Raw genomic sequence first — 19,742 nt, forward strand, 5'->3', positions numbered from 1 at the left:
CGGCCCGCGGCACGGGCACGGTCTCAGCGGGAGATCGCGGTGTACGCGGTCGCCAACAGCTCCGGGTCCGGGCCCTCCAGGCGGCCGGGCTCGGCGAGCCCGTCGAGGACCACGAACCGCAGCGTCCCGGCGCGGGACTTCTTGTCACCGCGCATGGTCTCCGTCAGCTCGTCGAGCACGCCGGGCTCGTAGCTCGTCGGCAACCCGACCAGCTCCAGCACCTCGCGGTGCAGGTCGGCGGTGGCGTCGTCGAGCCGCCCGGCGGCGCGGGCGAGCTCGGCGGCGAACACCAGGCCGACGGCGACGGCGTTCCCGTGCCGCCAGCGGTAGCGCTCGCGGCGCTCCACGGCGTGGCCGAGGGTGTGGCCGTAGTTGAGGATCTCGCGCAGGTGCGACTCGCGCAGATCCGCCCCGACGACGTCGGCCTTCACCCGGATCGCGCGGCGCACCAGCTCGGCCAGCACCGGCCCGGTCGGGTCCAGCGCGGCGGCCGGGTCGGCGCGGACGCGGTCGAGGATGATCGGGTCGGCGATGAACCCGGCCTTCCACACCTCCGCGGACCCGGCGACGAGCTCCGCGCGCGGCAGCGTGCGCAGCGTGTCGAGGTCGACCAGCACCGCGGACGGCTCGTGGAACGCGCCGACCAAGTTCTTCCCGGCGGCGGTGTTGATGCCGGTCTTCCCGCCGACGGCAGCGTCGACCATCGCGAGCAGCGTGGTCGGGACGTGCACGACCTTCACCCCGCGCATCCAGGTGGCGGCGACGAACCCGGCGAGGTCGGTGACCGCTCCCCCGCCGAACCCGACGACGACGTCGGCGCGGGTCAGCCCGGCCTCGGCGCAGGCGTCCCAGCAGTCGGCCAGCGAGGTCAGCGACTTGCCGCCCTCGGCGTCGGGGACCTCGTGCAGCGCGGCGGCCAGCCCGGCGGCGGCGAGCTCGTCGCAGGCGGCGGCAGCGCGGTCGGCGAGGGTCGGCGGGTGCAGCACGAGCACCCGGCCGGCGCCGGTCCCGGTGACGACCTCGGCGAGACGGGCGGCGACCCCTGCGCCGACGAGCACCGGGTAGGGCTGCTCGGTGCGCACGTCGATGCGGACCGCACCGTCGGACTCGAGGGTGCCGGAGGTGTCGGGCAGCGTGGTGGTGTCGGTCATCGGGCCTCCGCCCGCTCTGTGCCGGTCCCGGTGGCGTCCTGTGGTGAGCCGAAGCCGGGCGCCGGGAGCGTCGAGTCCTGGCGCGGGGTGGGACGGTCGAACGGGTCGGCCGCGTCGGGCGAGGCCTCGGGCAGGGTGTCCGGGCCCTGGCCGAACGCGGCCAGCACCGCGGCGACGACCTGGTTGGGGCTGCGCCGCACCGTGCTCACCTGCACGGTCGCGACCTCCGCGTAGAGCGGGGCGCGCTCGGCGAGCAGGGCGCGGAAGGTGGCACGCGGGTTCACCCCGGCCAGCAGCGGGCGCGCGGTGGACATGCCGGTGCGGCGCATCCCGTCGGCGAGGTCCACCTCCAGGGCGACGACGCGGTGCCCGGCGAGCAGCGCCCGGGTCTCGGCGGCGAGCACCGAGCCGCCGCCGAGGGCGAGCACGCCGTGCCCGGCGTGCAGCTGCTCGGCGACGACCTCCCGCTCCAGCGCGCGGAACGCGGGCTCGCCCTCCTGCACGAACATCTCCGCGATCGGCCTGCCGATGCGCTCGACGATCACCGCGTCGGTGTCGGCGAAGCTCAGCCCGAGCCGCTGGGCGAGCAGGGTCCCGATGGTGCTCTTGCCGCACCCGGGCGGGCCGACGAGCACCAGCCAGGGGCGGCCCTGCGCATCGGGGCCCGGCGCGGTCATCGCTGCCCCGCGAGGTAGGAGGCGACGTTGCGGCGGGTCTCGTCGAGCGAGTCCCCGCCGAACTTCTCCAACGCGGCCTGCGCCAGGACCAGCGCCACCATCGTCTCGACGACGACCCCGGCACGCGGCACGGCGCAGGCGTCGGAGCGCTGGTGGATGGCGGTGGCCTCCTCACCGGTGGTGGTGTCGATGGTGCGCAGCGCCCGCGGCACGGTGGAGATCGGCTTCATCGCGACCCGGACCCGGACCGGCTCGCCGTTGGTCATCCCGCCCTCGATGCCACCGGCCCGGTTGGTGAGCCGGGTGACCGGGACGGTGCCCGCCGGGCCCTGCCCGGGCGAGCCGGCGGGGACCATCTCGTCGTGGGCGACGGAGCCGCGGCGGTGCGCGGTGCGGAAACCGTCACCGATCTCGACGCCCTTCATCGCCTGGATGCCCATCAGCGCGGCGGCGAGCCGGGCGTCGAGGCGGCGGTCGGCCTGCACGTAGGTGCCGACGCCGACCGGCATCCCGTAGGCGATGACCTCGATGACCCCACCGAGGGTGTCGCCCGCGTCGTGGGCGGCGTCGATCTCGGCGGCCATCGCGGCACCCGTGGCGTCGGTGAACGCGCGCACCGGGTTGGCGTCGATCCGGTCGAGGTCGGCGGGGCCGGGCAGCGGCTCGTCGTCCGGGGCGTCGACGGCACCGATGCCCACGACGTGGGACACGATCGTCACACCGAGCGCCTGCTGCAGGAACGCCTTCGCGACGGTGCCGAGCACGACGCGCGCCGCGGTCTCGCGGGCGCTGGCCCGCTCCAGGACCGGACGGGCCTCGTCGAAGCCGTACTTGGTCATGCCGGCGAGGTCGGCGTGCCCGGGGCGGGGCCGGGTCAGCGGCGCGTTGCGGGCGCGGTGCGCGATCAGCTCCGGGTCCACCGGGTCGGCGGCCATCACCGTCTCCCACTTGGGCCACTCGGTGTTGCCGATCCGGACCGCGACCGGGCCGCCCTGGGTGACCCCGTGCCGCAGGCCGCCCAGGACCTCCAGCTCGTCGGCCTCGAACGCCATCCGTGGGCTGCGGCCGTAGCCGAGCTTGCGGCGGGCCAGCTCGGCCTGCAGCTCCTTCGTGGTGACCGAGACACCGGCGACCATGCCCTCCAGCACGCCCACCAGGGCCGGACCGTGGGATTCCCCGGCGGTGATCCATCGCAGCACGGCGACCATCCTCTCACCCGGCCCCGACGGCACCCGACGGCACCACGACCGTCGCGGCGACGACCACCAGGGCGGCACCGAGCAGCACCGGCCCGTGCGGGAGCCTGCTCCCCCACCCGGCCCGGCCGGCCGCAACCACGACGAGCGCCACCACCGCCGAGGCGATCGCGGCGCCCACCGCCACCACCGGCAGCAGCGCCCACCCCGTCCCGGCGGCCGCGGCTCCCACCGGGGCGGCCAGCTTCACGTCGCCGCCGCCCATCGCGTGCGGCGAGACCAGGTGCACCACCAGGTAGGCGCCGCCGAGCAGCACCGCGCCGGCCAGGCCGCGCAGCACGGCGCCGCCCCCGGCCGGGACGAGCGCGGCCAGCACCAGCACGAACCCGGGCACCGTGAGCGCGTTCGGCAGCCGGCGGACCAGCAGGTCGGTCGCCGACCCGGCCACGGCCAGCCAGGACAGCACCGCGAGCAGCGCCGCCCACCGCGGGTCGAGCCGTCCGGTCTGCACCGCCAGCGCAACCGCCGCCCAGCACAGTGCCGTCCCCGGCCCGCACCACCGCTCCGGTACCGGCGCCCCGCGGGGCGCCCGGGCCAGCAGGTACCGGGTACCCGCACCGGCGACGAGACCCAGGGCGGCGGCGAGGACGACGAGGCTCATACCCCGATCCTGGGGCCCGGGGCGCCGCCCGGACCGACCGATCGCCCGCCTGTGGACAACTCGTCGGCCCGGGGCAGGATGACCGGAATGGGATCCCGTGCACCGCAGGACGACCGTCGGGCCGGCGCGGTGGTCCGCGCCGAGGTCGACCACGGCGTCGCCGAGCTGGTGCAGGACGCGGCGCGGCCGGCGTCGTGGACGTTGCTGCTCGACGGGACCGCCCAGTCCCACGTCGACCTCGACGCCCCCGAGCACCTCGAGTTCGAGTACGTCCGCCGGATCGGCCACCTCGTGGACCTCGCCGCGCCGCCCGCCGTGCCGCTGCGGGTGCTGCACCTGGGCGGCGGGGCCTGGACGCTGGCCCGCTACGTCGCCGCGACCCGCCCCGGGTCGGCCCAGACCGTCGTCGAGCTCGACGCCGAGCTGGCCGCCCTCGTCGCACACCGGCTGCCGGGCCCCGGCGTCGCGGACGGGCTGGCCGTGGTCACCGGGGAGGCACGCGCCACCCTGGGCCGGTTCGCGCCCGGGTCGTTCGACGTCGTCGTCGTCGACGTGTTCGCCGGCGCCCGCACCCCGGCCCAGGTGACGACGGCGGAGTTCCTCACCGCCGTCCGCCGGGTGCTCGCGCCGACCGGGATGCACGTGGCGAACCTCGGCGACGGCGCCCCGTGGCCGTTCCTGCCCGGTCAGATCGCGACGGCCGGCGCGGCGTTCGCCGAGCTCGCACTCGTCGCCGCGCCGGACGTGCTGCACGGTCGCCGGTTCGGGAACCTCGTGCTCGCCGCGTCGGACCGGGAGCTCCCGGTGCCCGGCGTGACCCGCCGCGCGGCCGGGGACCCGTTCCCGGCCCGGGTCCTCGACGACGCCGACACCCGCGCCCTCGGCCGCGGCGCGGGCGTTGTCACCGATGCGTACGCGGTCCCCTCACCGCGGCCGCCGGAGGGCTTCTGGGGGCAGTGATCCCCGGTCAGGGACCCCCGGTCAGGCCAGGGACGGGTCGACCAGGACCTTCATCTTCCGGCCCGCGTGCAGCGCCTCGAAGCCCTCCTCGACGACGTCGCGCATCGCGATCCTCTCCGTCCAGCCGGTGGTGTCGTAGTGGCCGCCCGCCATCAGTTCGATCACCGCCCGGTAGTCGTCGTGGGTGTAGCAGAGCGAGCCCTGGATGCGGGACTCCCCGAGGACCAGGCTGAGCAGCGGGGTCACCAGGGGCGTCTCGTAGATCGCGACGCTGACCATCGGACGGCCGGCACCGAGGGTGTCCAGCGCCGTCGCGACGGCCGGGGCGACGCCCGCGGCGTCGTAGCAGGCGTCGGCGCCGCGGCCGTTCGTCAGGTCGGCGACGATCGCGGGCACGTCCTGGGAGGTCGGGTCGAGGGTCTGGGCGCCGAGCCGCTCGATCGCGCCGCGCCGGGTCGCCGACGGCTCGACGACGCGGACGTTCTCCACGCCCATGCCGCGCAGCGCGAACCACAGCCCGATCCCGATCGGCCCGGCGCCGAACACCAGGGCGGTGTCGCCCGGGTCCACCTCGCCGAGCTTCGCCGCGTGGTAGGCCACCGACATGGGCTCGACGAGCGCGCCCATCTCCAGCGACACGTTCTCCGGCAGCGGGTGCAGCATGTGTGCCGGAACGACGGTCGACTCGGCCATGCCGCCGTCGGCCATCAGCCCGTGGAAGCCGATCTGCGCGCACACGTTCTCGCGGCCCTCGGCGCAGCGCGAGCACGTCCCGCAGCTGTAGAGCGGCATCACCGCGACCCGGTCGCCCTCGGTGACGCCCTGGACCCCCGACCCGATCTCGACGACGGTGCCGGAGAACTCGTGGCCGAGGGTCAACGGCAGCTCGCGGCCGGTCAGCGGGTGCTTCTGCCCGTTCGGGATGAAGATCGGCCCCGCGTAGTACTCGTGCAGGTCCGAGCCGCAGATGCCGTTGAACCCGACCCTGAGCCGGACCTCGCCGGGGCCCACCTCGCCCTCGGGCACGTCGGTGATGTCGAGGTCCCCGCGTCCCCGGTAGACGACCGCACGCATCGTTGGCTCCTCTCGCCTGACGTCGTTGTCGGGACCGGTCTACCGGTGGCGGGTGAGCGCCGTCACGGGTTGGGGCGGGGTTGCATGCGCGCCCGGTGATGGGTCAGAACGCTCCGGCGGCGCGGGCACGGTCGACGTTGCCGAGGTGCTCGGGGTAGGTCGTGGCGAAGCAGGAGGCGCCCTCGGTCGTGCACCGCACGAAGAACAGCCAGGGCCCCGCGGCCGGTTTCTCCGCGGCCGCCAGCGCGGCGGTGGACACCGAGGCGACGGGCGTCGGTGGCAGCCCGGTGTTGAGGTAGGTGTTGTACGGGCCGGGGGTGTTGCGGGCCTCGGCGGTGGTGCGCAGCGCCTGCACGTCGAGCGGGTAGTTGACGGTGGAGTCCATCTCCAGTCGCTGGTTCGCGGCGAGCCGGTTCTCGATCACCCGTGCCACCTTGGGCATGTCGGGGACGAGCGCCTCCTTCTCCACGACCGAGGCGAGCACGAGGGTGCGGTAGGAGTTCGCGCCGCCCAGCCCGGCGGCGTCGAGCCGCTTCGCCGAGGCGGTGAGGACCTGCCGCAGCACCTGCTCGGGGGTGCCACGCGGATCCAGGTCGTAGGGGCCGGGGGCGACCAGGCCCTCCATCCGGCGCTCGGGCGCCGCGGCCCGGTAGCCGGCGCGGGCCCAGTCGGGGACGGCGATCGCGGCCGGGTCGGCGTCGGCCATCGCGGTGCGCAGGGCGTCGACGCTCGTGCAGGTGGGGTCGCCGTCGGCGGCGCCGAGGCAGGTGGCGCGGGAGATCTGGGACAGCACACCCGGGGAGACGGTGCCGTCCGGGGCGCGGGTGTCGTCGAGCTGGACGCCGCCCTTGACGTCGAAGAACCCGACGCGCCGCTCCGGGTCGAGCAGCGCTTCCACCGCGGAGTCGCCGGACATGTGCGAGCGGAGCTCGTAGTAGCCGGGCTGGACCCGCTGGATGCCGGGCTCTTCGGCGGCGGCCTCGACGAAGGCCGCCCGGGACTTCACCACGTCCAACCCGACCAGGGTGTCCCCGATCGCGCTGGTGGAGTCGCCGGACTCGACCCGCACCACCACCGAGCCGCTGCCGGAACCGGTGTAGTCGTCGGCGCCGCGCAGGTACAGACCCGCCGCGACGAGAACCGCACCGGCCAGCAGCGCCGACCCCAGCAGGGCGAGCCGCCGCCGCCGGAAGTGCACCGGGGTCGGACGGTGCCGCACGGGGCCCGCGGTCGTGCTCACACCGGGCCCCGGGACGTCACGTCGTACTCGCCGGCGCCGGTCACGGGCACGAGGGTAACGGCCCGGCGCCCGCCGGGTGGTCACCCCCGGTGGCGGTGATCAGCCGTCGCGGGTGGTATCCAGCCAGCCCTGCAGGATGGCGACGGCGGCCTGCTGGTCGATCACGGAGCGTTGCTTGCGGCCGCGCACGCCGCGCCCGGCGAGCTGCCGGGTCGCGACGACGGTGGTCATCCGCTCGTCGGTGAGCTCGACCGGCACCGCGCAGCCGGCGGCGGCGAGACCCGCCTCCAGCGCGGCCGCGAACTCCCGCGCGGCGACGGCTGCCGGGCCGTCCTCGCCGCGCAGGTTCCGGGGCAGCCCGAGCACGATGCCGACGACGTCGTGCTCGGCCACCAGATCGGCGATCCGGCGCACGTCGGCGCCGCCCTCGGCGTCGCGCGCGACGGTCTCGACCGGGGTCGCGAGGATCCCGTCCGGGTCGCACATCGCGACGCCGACGCGGACGGCGCCGACGTCGATGCCCAGGCGCCGCCCGCGGACCGGCGTCACGGACGCAGCGCGGTGCGCAGCTTCTGCACCGCGGCGTCGATCCCGGCCGGGTCGGTGCCGCCACCCTGGGCGAGGTCGGGCTTGCCGCCGCCGCGCCCGCCGACCGCCGGGGCGAACTCGCCGATCAGCTTCCCGGCGGCGACCCCGTTGTCCCGTGCCGCCTTCGTGGTGGCGACGACGAACGACACCTTCTCCCCGTCGACGCCGAACAGCACGACCACACCGGGCCGGTCTCCCAGCTTGCCGCGCACGTCGGCGGCGAGGGTCCGCAGGTCGTTGCCGGTCACCCCCTCCGGGGCGGTGACGGCGACGAGCGCGGTGCCGTCGAGGTCCTCGGCCCGCTCGGCCAGCGCCCCGGCCGAGGCCAGGACGGCGTCGGCGCGGTGCTTCTCCAGGTCCCGCTCGGCCGTCCGCAGCCGCTCGACGATCCCGTTGATCCGTTCCGGCAGCTCCTCCGGGCGGGCCTTGAGCTGGTCGGCGAGCTGGTTGACCAGCAGGTGCTCGGTCGTGGCGTGCTTGAAGGCGTCCAGTCCGACGAGCGCCTCGACCCGACGCACGCCGGAGCCGATGGAGGCCTCGGACAGCACCCGGACCAGGCCGAGCTCGCCGGTGCGCCCGACGTGGGTGCCACCGCACAGCTCACGCGAGTAGTCGCCCATGTCGACCACGCGCACGCGATCGCCGTACTTCTCGCCGAACAGCATCATCGCGCCGAGCGTGCGCGCGGAGTCGATGGAGGTCTCGTAGGTCTGGATCTCCCGGTCCTCCTGCAGGACCGAGTTCACCTCCTCCTCGATCTCGACCAGCGCCGCGGGCGGCACGGCCCCGGTCGGGGAGGTGAAGTCGAACCGCAGCCGGCCCGGGGCGTTGAGCGACCCGGCCTGCGCGGCGGCGCTGCCCAGCGCCCCGCGGACCCCGGCGTGCACGAGGTGGGTGGCGGTGTGGGCGCGCGAGATCGCGGACCGGCGGGTGCGGTCGACGTCGGCGACGACCTCGGCGTCGAGGGTCACGGTGCCGGCGGTGACGACGCCGCGGTGCACCCGCAGCCCGGCCACCGGCGACTGGACGTCGTCCACCCGGACCTCGAACGACGCACCGCGGAGCACACCGGTGTCGGCCTGCTGGCCGCCGGCCTCGGCGTAGAACGGGGTGCGGTCGAGCAGCACCTCGACCTGCTCGCCCTCCTCGGCCGCGGGCACGGTGGCGCCGTCGCGCAGCAGCCCGACGACCCGGGCCTCGGACTGCAGCGTCTGGTACCCGGTGAAGTCGGTGGCGCCGTGGGTGTCGAGGACGGCGCGGTACACCGAGGCGTCGACGAAGCCGACCTTGCGCCCGGCGGCGTCGGCCTTGGCCCGCGAACGCTGCTCGTCCATCAGCGCGGTGAACCGCTCCCGGTCGACGGTGAGTCCGGCCTCGGCGGCCATCTCCAGGGTCAGGTCGATCGGGAAGCCGTAGGTGTCGTGCAGCGCGAACGCCTGGTCGCCGGGCAGGGTGTCGCTCCCGGCGGAGCGCGCCTTCGACACCGCGCCCTCGAAGATCCGCTCCCCGGCGGTCAACGTGGCGCGGAAGGTGTCCTCCTCGGCCCGGATGACCGCGGAGATGCGCTCGAAGTCGGTGGTGAGCTCGGGGTAGGTGGGCGACATGGTCTCGCGCACGACCTCGGCGAACTCGCCCAGGCAGGGACCGGTGACGCCGAGCAGCCGGGCGGAGCGCACGATGCGGCGCAGCAGCCGGCGCAGCACGTAGCCGCGGCCCTCGTTGCCCGGGGTGACGCCGTCACCGACGATCATCATCGAGGACCGGGCGTGGTCGGCGATGACGCGGAAGCGGACGTCGTCGGCCTCGTTCTCGCCGTAGCGGCGGCCCGAGAGCTGCTCGGCCTTGGCGATCACCGGTCGGACGAGGTCGGTCTCGTAGACGTTGTTGACGCCCTGCAGCAGGAAGGCGACCCGCTCGACGCCCATCCCGGTGTCGATGTTCTTGTGCGGCAGCGTGCCGATCGGCGGATGCCCCTTCTTCGGGGACAGCTCGCCGCGCTCGTCCTGCATGAAGACGAGGTTCCAGATCTCGAGGTAGCGGTCCTCGTCGGCCTCGGGGCCGCCCTCGGCGCCGAACTCCGGGCCGCGGTCGACGTAGATCTCCGAGCAGGGTCCGCCGGGACCGGGGACGCCCATGTCCCAGTAGTTGTCGTCGCCGCCGCGGCGCTGGATGCGCTCCTCGGGCAGGCCCGCGATCTCCTTCCAGAGCGCGATGGCCTCGTCGTCGTCGTGGTAGACGGTGACCCAGATGATCTCCGGGTCGAAGCCGTAGCCGCCCTCGTCCTGGCTGCGGGTGATCAGCGACCAGGCGAACTCGATGGCGCCGCGCTTGAAGTAGTCGCCGAAGGAGAAGTTCCCGGCCATCTGGAAGAACGTGGTGTGCCGGGTGGTCTTGCCGACCTCGTCGATGTCCGGCGTGCGGACGCACTTCTGGATCGACGTGGCGCGCGGGTAGGGCGCGGGGACGTCGCCGAGGAAGTACGGCTTGAACTGCACCATGCCCGCGTTGACGAACAGCAGCTGCGGGTCCTCGAGGATCAGCGAGGCGCTGGGGACGGGCGTGTGCCCGTTGCTCTCGAAGTGGGCGGTGAAACGACGGACGATCTCGTGGGTCTGCACCGGTGGGTCTCTCGTGACGGGTACGGCTGGCGACGGGTCGGCGACGGGGCGGGCGCCCTGCGCCCGCGCCACACCGTAGGCCGCGCGGCGTGGGGACGCCGCGGGAGGCCGGTCGTGCCAGGTTACCGGCACCCGCAGCAGCGACGGCCGGTGCCGGTGCGCGCCCGAGCGCACCGGCACCGGCCGCCTGCGGGCCGCGCCGTGCTCCCGGTCCGGGGGGTCGACCGGGGAGCGGGCGGGCCCGCCGTCACGCCGCGGTCACACCGCGACCGGCAGCGGGGCGTCGAGTGGGGGCCGCGGCGCGGGGACCGCGGGGACGAGGGCCGCGGGGGCGCGGACGGGGGCCCGCGGGGCGGGGACGGCGACGACCGGGGCACCCGCCCGGCGGGACGCGCGGTCCTCCAGCTCGCGGCGCAGCCGCTGCAGCGCGCGGTGCTGGGCGACGCGGACCGCACCCGGGGTGGAGCCGAGCACGTCGGCGGTCTCCTCGGCGCTCAGCCCGACCGCGACGCGCAACGTGAGGATCTCGACCTGGCGCGGGCCGAGCAGGCCCATGAGGTCGGACAGCCGGTCGTTGCGCTCGGCGTGGAGCACGAACTGCTCCGGGTCCTCCTCGCGGCTGAACCGCTCGGGGACCTCCTCGACGGCGTCGCAGCGGTTGCGGGCCATCGCCCGGAACGCGTCGGCGACCTTGTGCCGGGCGATGCCGAACACGAACGCGCGGAACGACATGCCCGAGGGCCGGTAGTCCGGCAGTACGGAGAGCACGGCCATGCAGACGTCCTGTGCGACGTCGTCGGCGCAGCCGAGGATGGTCTCGCGCCGGCCCAGCCGGGCGCGGCAGAAGCGCGCCACCTGCGGATGCACCTTGGCCAGGAGCAGTGCGACGGCGCGCTCGTCGCCGGCGACGGCGGCGGCCAGCATCTCCGGCGGGAGCAGGTCCGGCGCCTGCCCGGGGTCGGTCTCCTCGACGGTGTCGTCGGGTGCGGTGTCGTCGGGTGCGGTCGCGATGGCCACGGGTCCGTCGTGCATCTACCCAGCTCTCCTCGGTCGCGCCCCGGGGGGGGCGCGTCAGGCGCCGGCACCGCCCGTCCGACCCCGGGAGAGGTCGGGCGGCGCGACTGTCGCGCTGTCCTCCGCCGGTGGTGGTCGGCGCTGCCGGCAGGTCCGCCCGGCCGCGCCCCGGCCTGCGTTCAACCCTCGCGGTGCACCCTTTCGGGGTCAATTAATATGCACAATTTGCGGTATATGACGACGGACAGTAGGAGCCTCGGGTCCTGACGGGGGTGACCCAGGCCACGGACGGACGTCTCCATCTCACAGTGGGGTGCCATCCGTCTGCGGGGCGTGACCCATGCGGAGCAGCGTCGTTGGGCCGGGTGTCACGCTCCGCCCGCCCGAAGGAACGCTCGTGCCTCTGCGTCGCCCGCACCGTCTCCTGCTCGCCGCTCTCGGCACCGTCGCGATCGGTGTGGCGGTGGCCGTGCCGGCGACCGCGGCGCCCGAGCCGGCCCCGGTCACGGTCGGCGACGACGCGGCCGCGGCGCTGGTGCCGGCGGTGACCGAGGCACTCGGCCCCGCACTGGCCGGGACGTGGCTGGCCGGCGACCGGCTGATGGTGGGCACCTGGGACGCCGGGACGGCTCCGCTGATCACCGCGCTCGGCGCGACGCCGGTGGTGCGCGACGAGCCGCGCCGCGACCCGGTCGCGGTGCTGTCGGCGCTGGCCGCCCGCACCGCGACCGGGATGCCCGCCGGCCTGGACTCCTACGGCGTCGACCCCCGCACCGAGCAGGTCGTGCTGAGCGTCGTCGACGGGCCGGGTGCCGACGCGCTGGCCGCGCGCCTGACCGGTGGGCTCGACCCGTCCGCGGTACGGGTGGAACGGGTCGCGGCGCCGGCGCACCGGCAGGCCGCGGTCGGCGGGGGCGACACCATCACCGACGGGACCCGCCGCTGCACGGCCGGGTTCGCCGCCTCGGACGGCAGCAGCGACTGGCTGATCACCGCCGGGCACTGCACCCGGAACTCGTCGTCCTGGTACGCCGTCGACGGCTCGACGATCGGCTCGGAGGTCGAGACCGCGGGCGGCGGGGTCGACGTCGGGGCGATCGCGGTCGGCCCGGGCAGCGTGTCGCCGACGGTGTCGGGCATCCGGGTCGCCGGCAGCCGTCCGGCGCCCGTCGGCTCCTCGGTCTGTCTCTACGGCTCCACCAGCGGGCGGTCCTGCGGCACGATCCAGCGCACCGACATGACGGTGAACTTCGAGGGCCAGAGCCAGTCCGGGCTGACCTCGGTGGCGGCGTGCGCCCAGGAGGGCGACTCCGGCGCCCCCTACATCACCTCGTCCGGGCAGGCCCAGGGCGTGCACACCGGCGCCGGCGGCGACGGCAACTGCACCAGCTACTTCACCCCGATCCGCACCGCGACCGGAGCGCTCGGGCTGACCCTGCGCACCGGCTGATCCGGGCTCAGTCCCGGGTACCGCGCACGACGCGCCGCAGCTTCGGCAGCCGCTCGGCCAGGACGCGCTCGTGCCCACGCCCGGACGGCGCGTAGTAGTCGACGCCGACGACGTCGTCGGGCGGGTACTGCTGGCGCAGGACGCCGTCGGGGTCGTCGTGCGGGTACCGGTAGCCGACGGCGTTGCCGAGCTTCTGCGCGCCGGCGTAGTGGCCGTCGCGCAGGTGCGGGGGCACCCCGCCGACCTTGCCGGAGCGGACGTCTGCCATCGCGGCGTCGATCGCGGTGATCACGGCGTTCGACTTGGGCGCGGTCGCCAGGTGCACGGTGACCTGGGCGAGCGCGATCCGCGCCTCGGGCATCCCGACGAGCTGCACGACCTGGGCGGCCGCGGTGGCGGCGGGCAGCGCGGTCGGGTCGGCCAGCCCGACGTCCTCCGAGGCGTGGATCATCAGCCGGCGTGCGATGAAGCGGGCGTCCTCCCCGGCGACGAGCATCCGGGCCAGGTAGTGCAGGGCGGCGTCGGGGTCGGAGCCGCGGATGGACTTGATGAACGCGCTGATGACGTCGTAGTGCTGGTCGCCGGCGCGGTCGTAGCGCACGGCGACCTCGGTGACGGCGCGCTCGACGGCGGCGAGGTCGATCACCGGGTCGCCGCCCGCGCCGAGGACGCCGTCGGCGGCCGCCTCCAGCGCGGTGAGCGCGCGGCGCCCGTCGCCCGCGGAGAGCCGGACCAGTGCCTCCTCGCCGTCCTCGGCGAGCTCGACGGTCGCGTTCAGGCCGCGCTCGGAGGTGACGGCGCGATGGAGCAGGGTGCGCACGTCCTCCTCCCCGAGGGACTGCAGCTGCAGCACGAGGGAGCGGGACAGCAGCGGGGACACGACGGAGAACGACGGGTTCTCGGTGGTCGCGGCGACGAGCAGGACGAGCCGGTCCTCGACCGCGCCGAGCAGGGCGTCCTGCTGGGTGCGGGAGAAGCGGTGGACCTCGTCGATGAACAGCACCGTGGTCGTGCCGCTGCGGTCGCGACGCCGGCGTGCCTCCTCGATGACCGCCCGCAGCTCCTTCACCCCGGCCGACAGCGCCGACAGGGCGACGAAGTGCCGGTCGGCTCCCCCGGCGCCGGCCATCAGCCGGGCGAGGGTGGTCTTGCCCGTGCCGGGCGGGCCGTAGAGCAGCACCGACGCCGCGGCACCGCCGTCGAGGAGGCGGCGCAGCGGGGCGCCGGACTTCAGCAGGTCGGCCTGGCCGACGACCTCGTCGAGGGTACGCGGACGCATCCGGGCGGCGAGCGGCGCGTCGGGACGGACGGCGTCGCCGTCACCGGTGTCGCGCTCGTCGCCCCCCGGGTCGATGTCGAACAGGCCGTCGGTGCTCATCGCATCCAGCCTGCCAGGACACCGGCCCCGGGGGACGAGCGCCTCAGGCCCGGTCGATCTCGTCGGCGAGGACGGGGGTGTGCACCGGGTTGTGCTCGTGGAAGCGGCACTCCGCGTAGGTGACGATCATGGCGGCGACACCGGCCATCTGCAGCGGCAGCTGCAGCAGGACCGCCACGAGCTCACCCAGGACGGGGCTGAGGAACATCAGCGGCGTGGCGATGACCAGCGAGATGATCATCGAGTACACGACCGCGATCAGGAAGAAGACCACCAGCCGGCCGAGTACGGGGAAGAAACGCGGGTTGACCAGGGTGAACGCCCGGCCGATCCCGGCCCGCTCGATCACCACGACCCCCATCAGCGCGCCCGTGAACACCACGCCCAGGTAGATGGCCGGGATGACGAGCAGGAAGAACCCGATGACGAACAGCAGCCCGGCCAGCAACGACCAGCCGATCACCGGGAGTGCGCGGTTCTTCGCGAACGCGATGACCTGGTCCTGGTTCCACGGGCGCTGTGCCGCGTCGCGCACGACGACGAAGACCGACGCCGCATAGCCGAGAGCCGACAGCACGAGGGTGACCACGGCCAGGAGCAGGGTGGTCAGGCCGAGGCCCGCCACGACGCCGGCGCTGAGGTCGAGGTCGACGGGGTCGAACGACGACCGCGTGCTCCCGTCGAGGACGTAGCCGAGGGCGCTGAGGATCGCGGTCGGGATCAGCACGATCAGGTTGATGACCAGCAGCGGCTTCCAGCTCCGCTGCAGCACGCCGACGATCTTGGAGAACCAGTCGCCGAAGGAGAACGGCACCAGCGGATCCGGGGAGGTGCCGCTGGGCGGGGCGCCGCCGGCGGGGTAGGCGGGCTGGCCGTAGCCGCCCTGGGGGTACGGACCGCCGTACTGCTGGCCGGGCGGGTACTGGGCGGGGTACTGCTGCCCGGCCCCGGGGTACTGGCCGGGGTACGGGGTCCCGGGCTGCTGGCCGCCGTAGGGCTGGCCCGCGCCGGGGTACTGGCCGGGGTACGGCTGCTGACCGTACTGCGACCCCGGCTGGCCGTACTGCCCCGGCTGGCCGTACTGCCCGGGCTGGCCGGGCGGGCCGTACTGCCCGGGCTGGCCGTACTGCTGCCCCGGGTCCTGCCCGTACTGCTGGCCCGGCTGCCCGTGCTGCGTGCCGGGGTCCTGCCCGTGGGGAGCCTGGCCGTACTGCCCACCCTCCGGCGTGTCCGGCCGGTCGCCGCTCCAGGCCGCGTGGCCGGGCTCCTGGGCGCCACCGGGCGTCGCGGCGCCCCCGGGACCGGCCTGCGGGTCCTCGCCCCGCGGCGGTTCGTTGCTGCTCATGCGCGCGGACCCTAGTTGCGGACCGGGTGCGGCGGCGCCGAATTCACCGGCTCGCCCCCGATTCGTGACCGTCGCGTACGCACCGTGATCGTCTCCGACCCCGGATCGTCGCCGGAACGCAACGCCGCGGACGCGCGGTGTCACCGCCTCGCAACAGATCCCGTGCATGCTCACAGGGCATGGACACGATCCCGAGTTGCCCGCTCTGTTCTCGTCCGCGCACCCCCGCCGACGTCCGCGGACTCGCGTGGAGCAGCCACCACGGCCCGGCCGGCACGGTGTACGTGTGCGGTCCGTGTACGCGGCTGCACCTCGTCGACCTGGAGTGCGGGCTGCTCGACCCGGCCCGCGGCGCCGTCACTCCGGGCGTCGCGGCCCCGCTGCCGCGCGCGGCCTGACCGGTCGGACGGGGCGGGCCACGACCGACCCGCCCGGCCCGCGGCGCGACGACGGGCGGTCGTCGTAGGGTCACGCCGTGCGCGAGATCCTCGAGTTGCTCGAACGTGACGCGTCGTTGAGCCACGACACCGTCGCCACCATGCTGGGTCTGACCCGGGACGAGGTCGACACCCGGATCGCGGAGTGGGAACGCTCCGGGGTGATCCGCAGGCACAAGGCCGTCGTGGACTGGGCCCGCTACGAGGACGGCGGCGACGGCCACCCCGGCGCGGGCCGCGCCGGTGCGCAGGTGACGGCGTTCATCGACGTCTCGGTGGCCCCGGCCCGTGGGGTCGGGTTCGACGACGTCGCCGCTCGCATCTCCCGGTTCGACGAGGTCCGCGACTGCTACCTCGTCTCCGGTGGGCACGACCTGCGCTGCACGGTCGTCGGCCCGGACATCCGCGCGGTCAGCGACTTCGTGTCCCAGAAGCTGTCCACGATCGACCGGGTCCGCTCGACCGCCACGCACTTCGTGCTGGCCACGCACAAGCGCGACGGCGACTCCTTCGCCGAGCCGGAGCCCGACCACCGGCTGCCGGTGACCCCGTGAAGCCGCTCAACACGACGATCTCGGCGATCCCGCCGTCGGGGATCCGGCGGTTCTTCGACATCGCCGCCGAGATGGACGACGTCATCTCCCTCGGTGTCGGCGAACCCGACTTCGTGACGCCGTGGCGGATCCGCGAAGCCGGCATCTACGCCCTGGAGCGCGGCTACACCACCTACACCGGCAACGCGGGCCTGCCGAAGCTGCGTGAGCTGGTGTGTGCGGACCTGGCGTCGCGCTACGACGCCCACTACGAACCCGCCACCGAGTGCCTCGTGACGACCGGGGTGTCCGAGGGGCTCGACCTGGCGTTCCGGGTGCTGCTGAACCCGGGCGAGGAGGTCATCGTCCCGGAGCCCTGCTACGTCGCCTACCAGCCCTGCGTCGCGTTCGCGGGGGGTGTCCCGGTCGGGGTGCCGACCCACGCCGAGGACGGGTTCGCCATCGACATCGCCGCGGTCGAGACCGCGGTCACCCCGCGGACGAAGGCGATCCTGATCGGCTCGCCGGCCAACCCGACCGGCGCGGTGCAGCCGCCCGAGGTGCTGCGCGAGCTCGTCGCGCTGGCCGAGCGGCACGACCTGTACCTGCTCTCCGACGAGATCTACGACCGTCTCACCTACGTCGGCACCCACACCTGCCTGGGTGCGGTCCCCTGTGCGCGGGAGCGGACGGTGGTCCTGGGCGGGTTCTCCAAGGCCCAGGCGATGACGGGGTGGCGGGTCGGCTGGCTCGCCGCGCCGGAGCCGATCGCCGAGCTGTGTCTGCGGGTGCACCAGTACACGATGCTGTGTGCGCCGCACGTCTCGCAGATCGCCGCGGTGGAGGCGCTGACCAGCGCGGAGGGCGACGTCGCGGAGATGGTGGCCGACTACGACCGTCGCCGACGGGTGTTCGTGAAGGGCCTGCGCGAGGCCGGGCTGGACTGCCCGGAGCCCGCGGGCGCGTTCTACGCGTTCCCTTCGATCCGCGCCTCCGGCCTGGACTCGGAGACCTTCGCCGAGCGGCTGCTGCGGGAGGAGTCGGTCGCCGTCGTCCCGGGCAGCGTGTTCGGGTCGCCCGGGGAGGGGCACATCCGCTGCTCGTACGCGACGGCGCTGCCACAGCTGGAGCAGGCCGTGGAGCGGATCGGGAACTTCCTGCGACGCCTGTAGCGGGACTCCCCGGCTCCGACGGTGACCGACGCCGGCCGGGGCACGGGTCAGGCCGAGAGCCTGCGCACCCGCGCCCCCTCCACCAGGCCGCGCACCATCACCGGCCCGAGGTCCCGGCCCCGCCGCACGAGCCACGGCACGCCCTGCACCACCAGCCACGCCCCCCGCTGCCAGGCCGTCACCTCCCGGCCACCGGCGGCGTCGAGCCCGACCTCCCCCGGTACCGCGAACCCCGCGGCGCCGAGCAGCCCGGCGAAACCCCGCGCCAGCAGCCGGTGGCCCAGCTCGGACGGGTGCAACCGGTCCACGCTCCACGCCGCCGGGTCGTAGCTGCCGGCGGTGTCGAGGTCGAGGATCCCGACGGCGGACCGTCCCGTCGCGGCGACGGCGTCGGCCACCGCCGCGTCGACGGCCCCGTTCAGAGCGGAGATCCGGGCGGCGAGCGCCCGCTGCAACAGGCCCGGCAGCGGCCAGACGCGGGTGTGGTCGTGGAAGCGGAGCAGCAGCACGGTCGCACCGGCCCCCAGCAGCAGCTCCAGTGACTCCGCGCAGTCCCGCCGGATCCCGGCCGGGTCGAAGTCCGAGCGGAGGGTGTCGTTCATCCCGACGCACAGCACGACCACGTCGGGCCCCGACGCCGCGGCCACGGGAACCTGACCGTGCCGGGCGTCGGCCATGCGTGCCCCGGTCCGGGCGTGGTTGTCCAGCCGGACCGAGCCGGGGCGGGCGGGATCGTCGAGGGCGTCGCGCAGCAGTGGGCCGACACCGCGCCAGCCACCGCCCGGCAGGGGATCCCCCAGCCCGACGGCGGTGGAGTCGCCCAGCAGCACGAGGTGCCGGACGGGCCGCCCGGTCGCACGCGGTGCGGCGACGGGACGGACGGAGCGCAGGACCGGATCGACGACGGACGGGCGCGCGGTCATCGGGGACACGCCGACACCCTCACCGCCGCAGCCACCGTTTCCGTGTGCAACCGGTGACGCGTCTCGTACCGCCGCGGGAACTCTCGGGGCAGCGCTGTCGTGCAGACCCCTACCAGTCGCCGCCACGGAAGGCCGGGAACAGCGGCAGCGTCGACGACGCGTCCGGGAAGCGGGTGTCCAGCGCCGTCACCACGGCGTCGGCCAGCGCGGCCGTGCCGGGCCGGGCCGTCGCCTCCGCGGTGACACCGAGGCGTCGCCAGTAGTGCCGCAGTGCCGTCGAGATCCGGGGGGACCGGCCGGCGTCGGGGCCGATCGGCCCGTCGCGCTCGGGCACCCGCGGCAGCAGCCGCCAGGTCGACCACCACACCCACAGCACCTGGGCGTCGGCGAGGCGCGACTCCAGCAGCTCCGGGTCGTCCAGCTCGGGCCACACCGGCGCGACCTCGGCCCGCCAGGCGTCGAGCATGGCGTCGGCGACGGCGTCGGGCAGGGCGAAGCTCGACGAGCACCCGGGGAAGGGCACCCGCACGTAGGCCGCGTCGAGGACGACGTCGCGGAAGCAGCCCCACTCGAAGTCGACGAACCGAACCCCGCGGCTGGTGACCAGGTTGTTGTCCGGGCAGGTGTCGGACGGGCTGAACGCACGGAACCCGGTGCCGCCGAGCAGGCGCACCCCGCCCTGGGCCTCCCACGACGCCAGCTCCGGCACCTCGACCCCCAGGATCCCGGCCAGCAGCTCCGGCAGGCCGGCCAGCGCGGCGCGGGCCTGGTCGGCGACCGGGTCCCGGCGTGCCTTCTCCCCCAGCCGGCGCAGCAGCGCGCTGAAGTCACCCTCCCGACCGGCGGTCGCGGCCTGCATCCGGCCCAGGCCACGGGCCCAGCCGAGCAGGCAGGTGCGGGCGGCGTGGGCGTCCGGGCCGAAGAGCTTGTCGGCCAGGGTCAGGCTGCGGCCGAGATCCTCCAGGACGAGCAACCGCTGCTCGGGGTCGTGCGCGATGATCACGGGGCTGGGCCGGACGTCGCTGGGCAGCGCGGTGAACAGCTGGCAGGACGCGACCTCGTAGCGGAACGGGTCCGACACCAGGTCCGCGCCGGCCGAGCCGTCCTCGGGCGGCGCGTAGTGCTTCACGACGACGCTGCGCCGGTCGGAGAACGGGTTCTTCGCCATCCGCGCCCGGGCGACGACCGAGCGGCCGCTGCCGCCTAGGTCCTCGGGCTCGTACAGCTCGACCTCCGAGCCGGCCCGCCGCGACAGCAGGCGCGCGGCCCCGGCCACCGCCGCGACCGCGCCCGGAGTCGACTGCGGATCGGTCATCGAAGGCGAC

Annotated in this window: 17 protein-coding genes and 1 pseudogene; 5 read left to right on the forward strand and 13 right to left on the reverse strand. The window is 75.0% G+C overall.

All coding sequences use genetic code 11. The features are described 5' to 3' along the window. Positions 1 to 23: 23 nt before the first annotated feature. Genes aroB through Ae331Ps2_RS25405 form a run of 4 tightly spaced genes read right to left on the reverse strand, consistent with a single transcriptional unit; the run spans position 24 to position 3,685 of the window. Positions 24 to 1,151 carry a 3-dehydroquinate synthase gene (aroB, locus tag Ae331Ps2_RS25390; protein ID WP_075306061.1) on the reverse strand — a complete coding sequence of 376 codons (1,128 nt, stop codon included), beginning with the start codon at positions 1,149 to 1,151 and terminating at the stop codon, positions 24 to 26. Beyond that, positions 1,148 to 1,828, reverse strand: coding sequence for a shikimate kinase (locus tag Ae331Ps2_RS25395; protein ID WP_020627275.1), 681 nt, complete (start codon positions 1,826 to 1,828; stop codon positions 1,148 to 1,150). The genes aroB and Ae331Ps2_RS25395 overlap by 4 nt, the downstream gene beginning before the upstream one ends. Then, positions 1,825 to 3,027, reverse strand: coding sequence for a chorismate synthase (aroC, locus tag Ae331Ps2_RS25400; protein ID WP_075311707.1), 1,203 nt, complete (start codon positions 3,025 to 3,027; stop codon positions 1,825 to 1,827). Before aroC ends, Ae331Ps2_RS25395 begins: the two co-directional genes overlap by 4 nt. Positions 3,028 to 3,040: 13 nt before the next feature. Beyond that, positions 3,041 to 3,685: an A24 family peptidase gene (locus Ae331Ps2_RS25405; protein WP_075306059.1), complete on the reverse strand. Its 645-nt coding sequence runs from the start codon at positions 3,683 to 3,685 to the stop codon at positions 3,041 to 3,043. An 87-nt stretch (positions 3,686 to 3,772) separates the two neighbouring features. Between Ae331Ps2_RS25405 and Ae331Ps2_RS25410 the strand changes: the two genes are divergently transcribed. Continuing rightward, positions 3,773 to 4,645, forward strand: a complete 873-nt coding sequence (locus Ae331Ps2_RS25410; RefSeq protein ID WP_075306057.1) for a spermidine synthase — start codon at positions 3,773 to 3,775, stop codon at positions 4,643 to 4,645. Between the two features lie 21 nt (positions 4,646 to 4,666). On the opposite strand, the gene Ae331Ps2_RS25415 is transcribed toward Ae331Ps2_RS25410, so the two are convergent. From Ae331Ps2_RS25415 to shbA, 5 genes and pseudogenes are all read right to left on the reverse strand, one after another. Continuing rightward, positions 4,667 to 5,719, reverse strand: a complete 1,053-nt coding sequence (locus Ae331Ps2_RS25415; RefSeq protein ID WP_075306055.1) for a 2,3-butanediol dehydrogenase — start codon at positions 5,717 to 5,719, stop codon at positions 4,667 to 4,669. Between the two features lie 103 nt (positions 5,720 to 5,822). Continuing rightward, a complete protein-coding gene (gene mltG / locus Ae331Ps2_RS25420; protein ID WP_158071495.1) occupies positions 5,823 to 6,959 on the reverse strand; it encodes an endolytic transglycosylase MltG in 1,137 nt (378 codons plus the stop codon). A gap of 99 nt (positions 6,960 to 7,058) precedes the next feature. Then, positions 7,059 to 7,508, reverse strand: coding sequence for a Holliday junction resolvase RuvX (gene ruvX, locus Ae331Ps2_RS25425; RefSeq protein WP_075306053.1), 450 nt, complete (start codon positions 7,506 to 7,508; stop codon positions 7,059 to 7,061). After that, positions 7,505 to 10,165, reverse strand: a complete 2,661-nt coding sequence (gene alaS, locus Ae331Ps2_RS25430) for an alanine--tRNA ligase (RefSeq protein ID WP_075306051.1) — start codon at positions 10,163 to 10,165, stop codon at positions 7,505 to 7,507. The genes ruvX and alaS overlap by 4 nt, the downstream gene beginning before the upstream one ends. Before the next feature lie 402 nt (positions 10,166 to 10,567). Continuing rightward, positions 10,568 to 11,089 (reverse strand): annotated as a pseudogene (gene shbA / locus Ae331Ps2_RS25435) (RNA polymerase sigma factor ShbA); the annotation flags it as partial. 487 nt (positions 11,090 to 11,576) lie between these two features. Between shbA and Ae331Ps2_RS25440 the strand changes: the two are divergent. Beyond that, positions 11,577 to 12,629 (forward strand): S1 family peptidase, encoded by a 1,053-nt coding sequence (locus Ae331Ps2_RS25440; protein WP_075306047.1) that lies wholly within the window; start codon positions 11,577 to 11,579, stop codon positions 12,627 to 12,629. A 7-nt stretch (positions 12,630 to 12,636) separates the two neighbouring features. On the opposite strand, the gene Ae331Ps2_RS25445 is transcribed toward Ae331Ps2_RS25440, so the two are convergent. Next, positions 12,637 to 14,007, reverse strand: coding sequence for a replication-associated recombination protein A (locus tag Ae331Ps2_RS25445; RefSeq protein ID WP_075306046.1), 1,371 nt, complete (start codon positions 14,005 to 14,007; stop codon positions 12,637 to 12,639). A gap of 43 nt (positions 14,008 to 14,050) precedes the next feature. Beyond that, positions 14,051 to 15,352, reverse strand: coding sequence for a hypothetical protein (locus tag Ae331Ps2_RS25450; RefSeq protein ID WP_075306044.1), 1,302 nt, complete (start codon positions 15,350 to 15,352; stop codon positions 14,051 to 14,053). Positions 15,353 to 15,531: 179 nt separating this feature from the next. On the opposite strand from Ae331Ps2_RS25450, the gene Ae331Ps2_RS31485 reads away from it, so the two are divergent. The 3 genes from Ae331Ps2_RS31485 to Ae331Ps2_RS25460 all read left to right on the forward strand — a co-directional run bounded on the left by Ae331Ps2_RS31485 (position 15,532) and on the right by Ae331Ps2_RS25460 (position 17,494). Continuing rightward, entirely contained in the window at positions 15,532 to 15,750 is a 219-nt protein-coding gene (locus Ae331Ps2_RS31485) for a hypothetical protein (RefSeq protein WP_139318704.1), read from the forward strand. Between the two features lie 77 nt (positions 15,751 to 15,827). Next, positions 15,828 to 16,343, forward strand: a complete 516-nt coding sequence (locus Ae331Ps2_RS25455) for an Lrp/AsnC family transcriptional regulator (RefSeq protein ID WP_075306042.1) — start codon at positions 15,828 to 15,830, stop codon at positions 16,341 to 16,343. Then, on the forward strand, positions 16,340 to 17,494 hold the full coding sequence (locus Ae331Ps2_RS25460; protein WP_075329802.1) for an aminotransferase class I/II-fold pyridoxal phosphate-dependent enzyme: 1,155 nt from the start codon (positions 16,340 to 16,342) through the stop codon (positions 17,492 to 17,494). The genes Ae331Ps2_RS25455 and Ae331Ps2_RS25460 overlap by 4 nt, the downstream gene beginning before the upstream one ends. Before the next feature lie 47 nt (positions 17,495 to 17,541). On the opposite strand, the gene Ae331Ps2_RS25465 is transcribed toward Ae331Ps2_RS25460, so the two are convergent. Both Ae331Ps2_RS25465 and Ae331Ps2_RS25470 read right to left on the reverse strand, forming a co-directional pair. Next, on the reverse strand, positions 17,542 to 18,417 hold the full coding sequence (locus Ae331Ps2_RS25465; protein WP_170917153.1) for a GDSL-type esterase/lipase family protein: 876 nt from the start codon (positions 18,415 to 18,417) through the stop codon (positions 17,542 to 17,544). A gap of 109 nt (positions 18,418 to 18,526) precedes the next feature. Then, complete coding sequence (locus Ae331Ps2_RS25470) at positions 18,527 to 19,732, reverse strand: hypothetical protein (protein WP_075306039.1); 1,206 nt, start codon at positions 19,730 to 19,732, stop codon at positions 18,527 to 18,529. Positions 19,733 to 19,742 lie beyond the last annotated feature (10 nt).

It is taken from the genome of Pseudonocardia sp. Ae331_Ps2 (assembly GCF_001932405.1).
In the GTDB taxonomy this organism is placed as follows: Bacteria; Actinomycetota; Actinomycetes; order Mycobacteriales; family Pseudonocardiaceae; genus Pseudonocardia.

Bases quoted from the DNA above. Each gene is read 5' to 3' on its own strand.
- aroB (WP_075306061.1), bottom strand. From the start codon at position 1,151: ATGACCGACACCACCACGCTGCCCGACACCTCCGGCACCCTCGAGTCC.
- Ae331Ps2_RS25395 (WP_020627275.1), bottom strand. From the start codon at position 1,828: ATGACCGCGCCGGGCCCCGATGCGCAGGGCCGCCCCTGGCTGGTGCTC.
- Ae331Ps2_RS25405 (WP_075306059.1), bottom strand. From the start codon at position 3,685: ATGAGCCTCGTCGTCCTCGCCGCCGCCCTGGGTCTCGTCGCCGGTGCG.
- Ae331Ps2_RS25410 (WP_075306057.1), top strand. From the start codon at position 3,773: ATGGGATCCCGTGCACCGCAGGACGACCGTCGGGCCGGCGCGGTGGTC.
- Ae331Ps2_RS25415 (WP_075306055.1), bottom strand. From the start codon at position 5,719: ATGCGTGCGGTCGTCTACCGGGGACGCGGGGACCTCGACATCACCGAC.
- Ae331Ps2_RS25445 (WP_075306046.1), bottom strand. From the start codon at position 14,007: ATGAGCACCGACGGCCTGTTCGACATCGACCCGGGGGGCGACGAGCGC.
- Ae331Ps2_RS25450 (WP_075306044.1), bottom strand. From the start codon at position 15,352: ATGAGCAGCAACGAACCGCCGCGGGGCGAGGACCCGCAGGCCGGTCCC.
- Ae331Ps2_RS31485 (WP_139318704.1), top strand. From the start codon at position 15,532: ATGGACACGATCCCGAGTTGCCCGCTCTGTTCTCGTCCGCGCACCCCC.
- Ae331Ps2_RS25465 (WP_170917153.1), bottom strand. From the start codon at position 18,417: ATGACCGCGCGCCCGTCCGTCGTCGATCCGGTCCTGCGCTCCGTCCGT.
- Ae331Ps2_RS25470 (WP_075306039.1), bottom strand. From the start codon at position 19,732: ATGACCGATCCGCAGTCGACTCCGGGCGCGGTCGCGGCGGTGGCCGGG.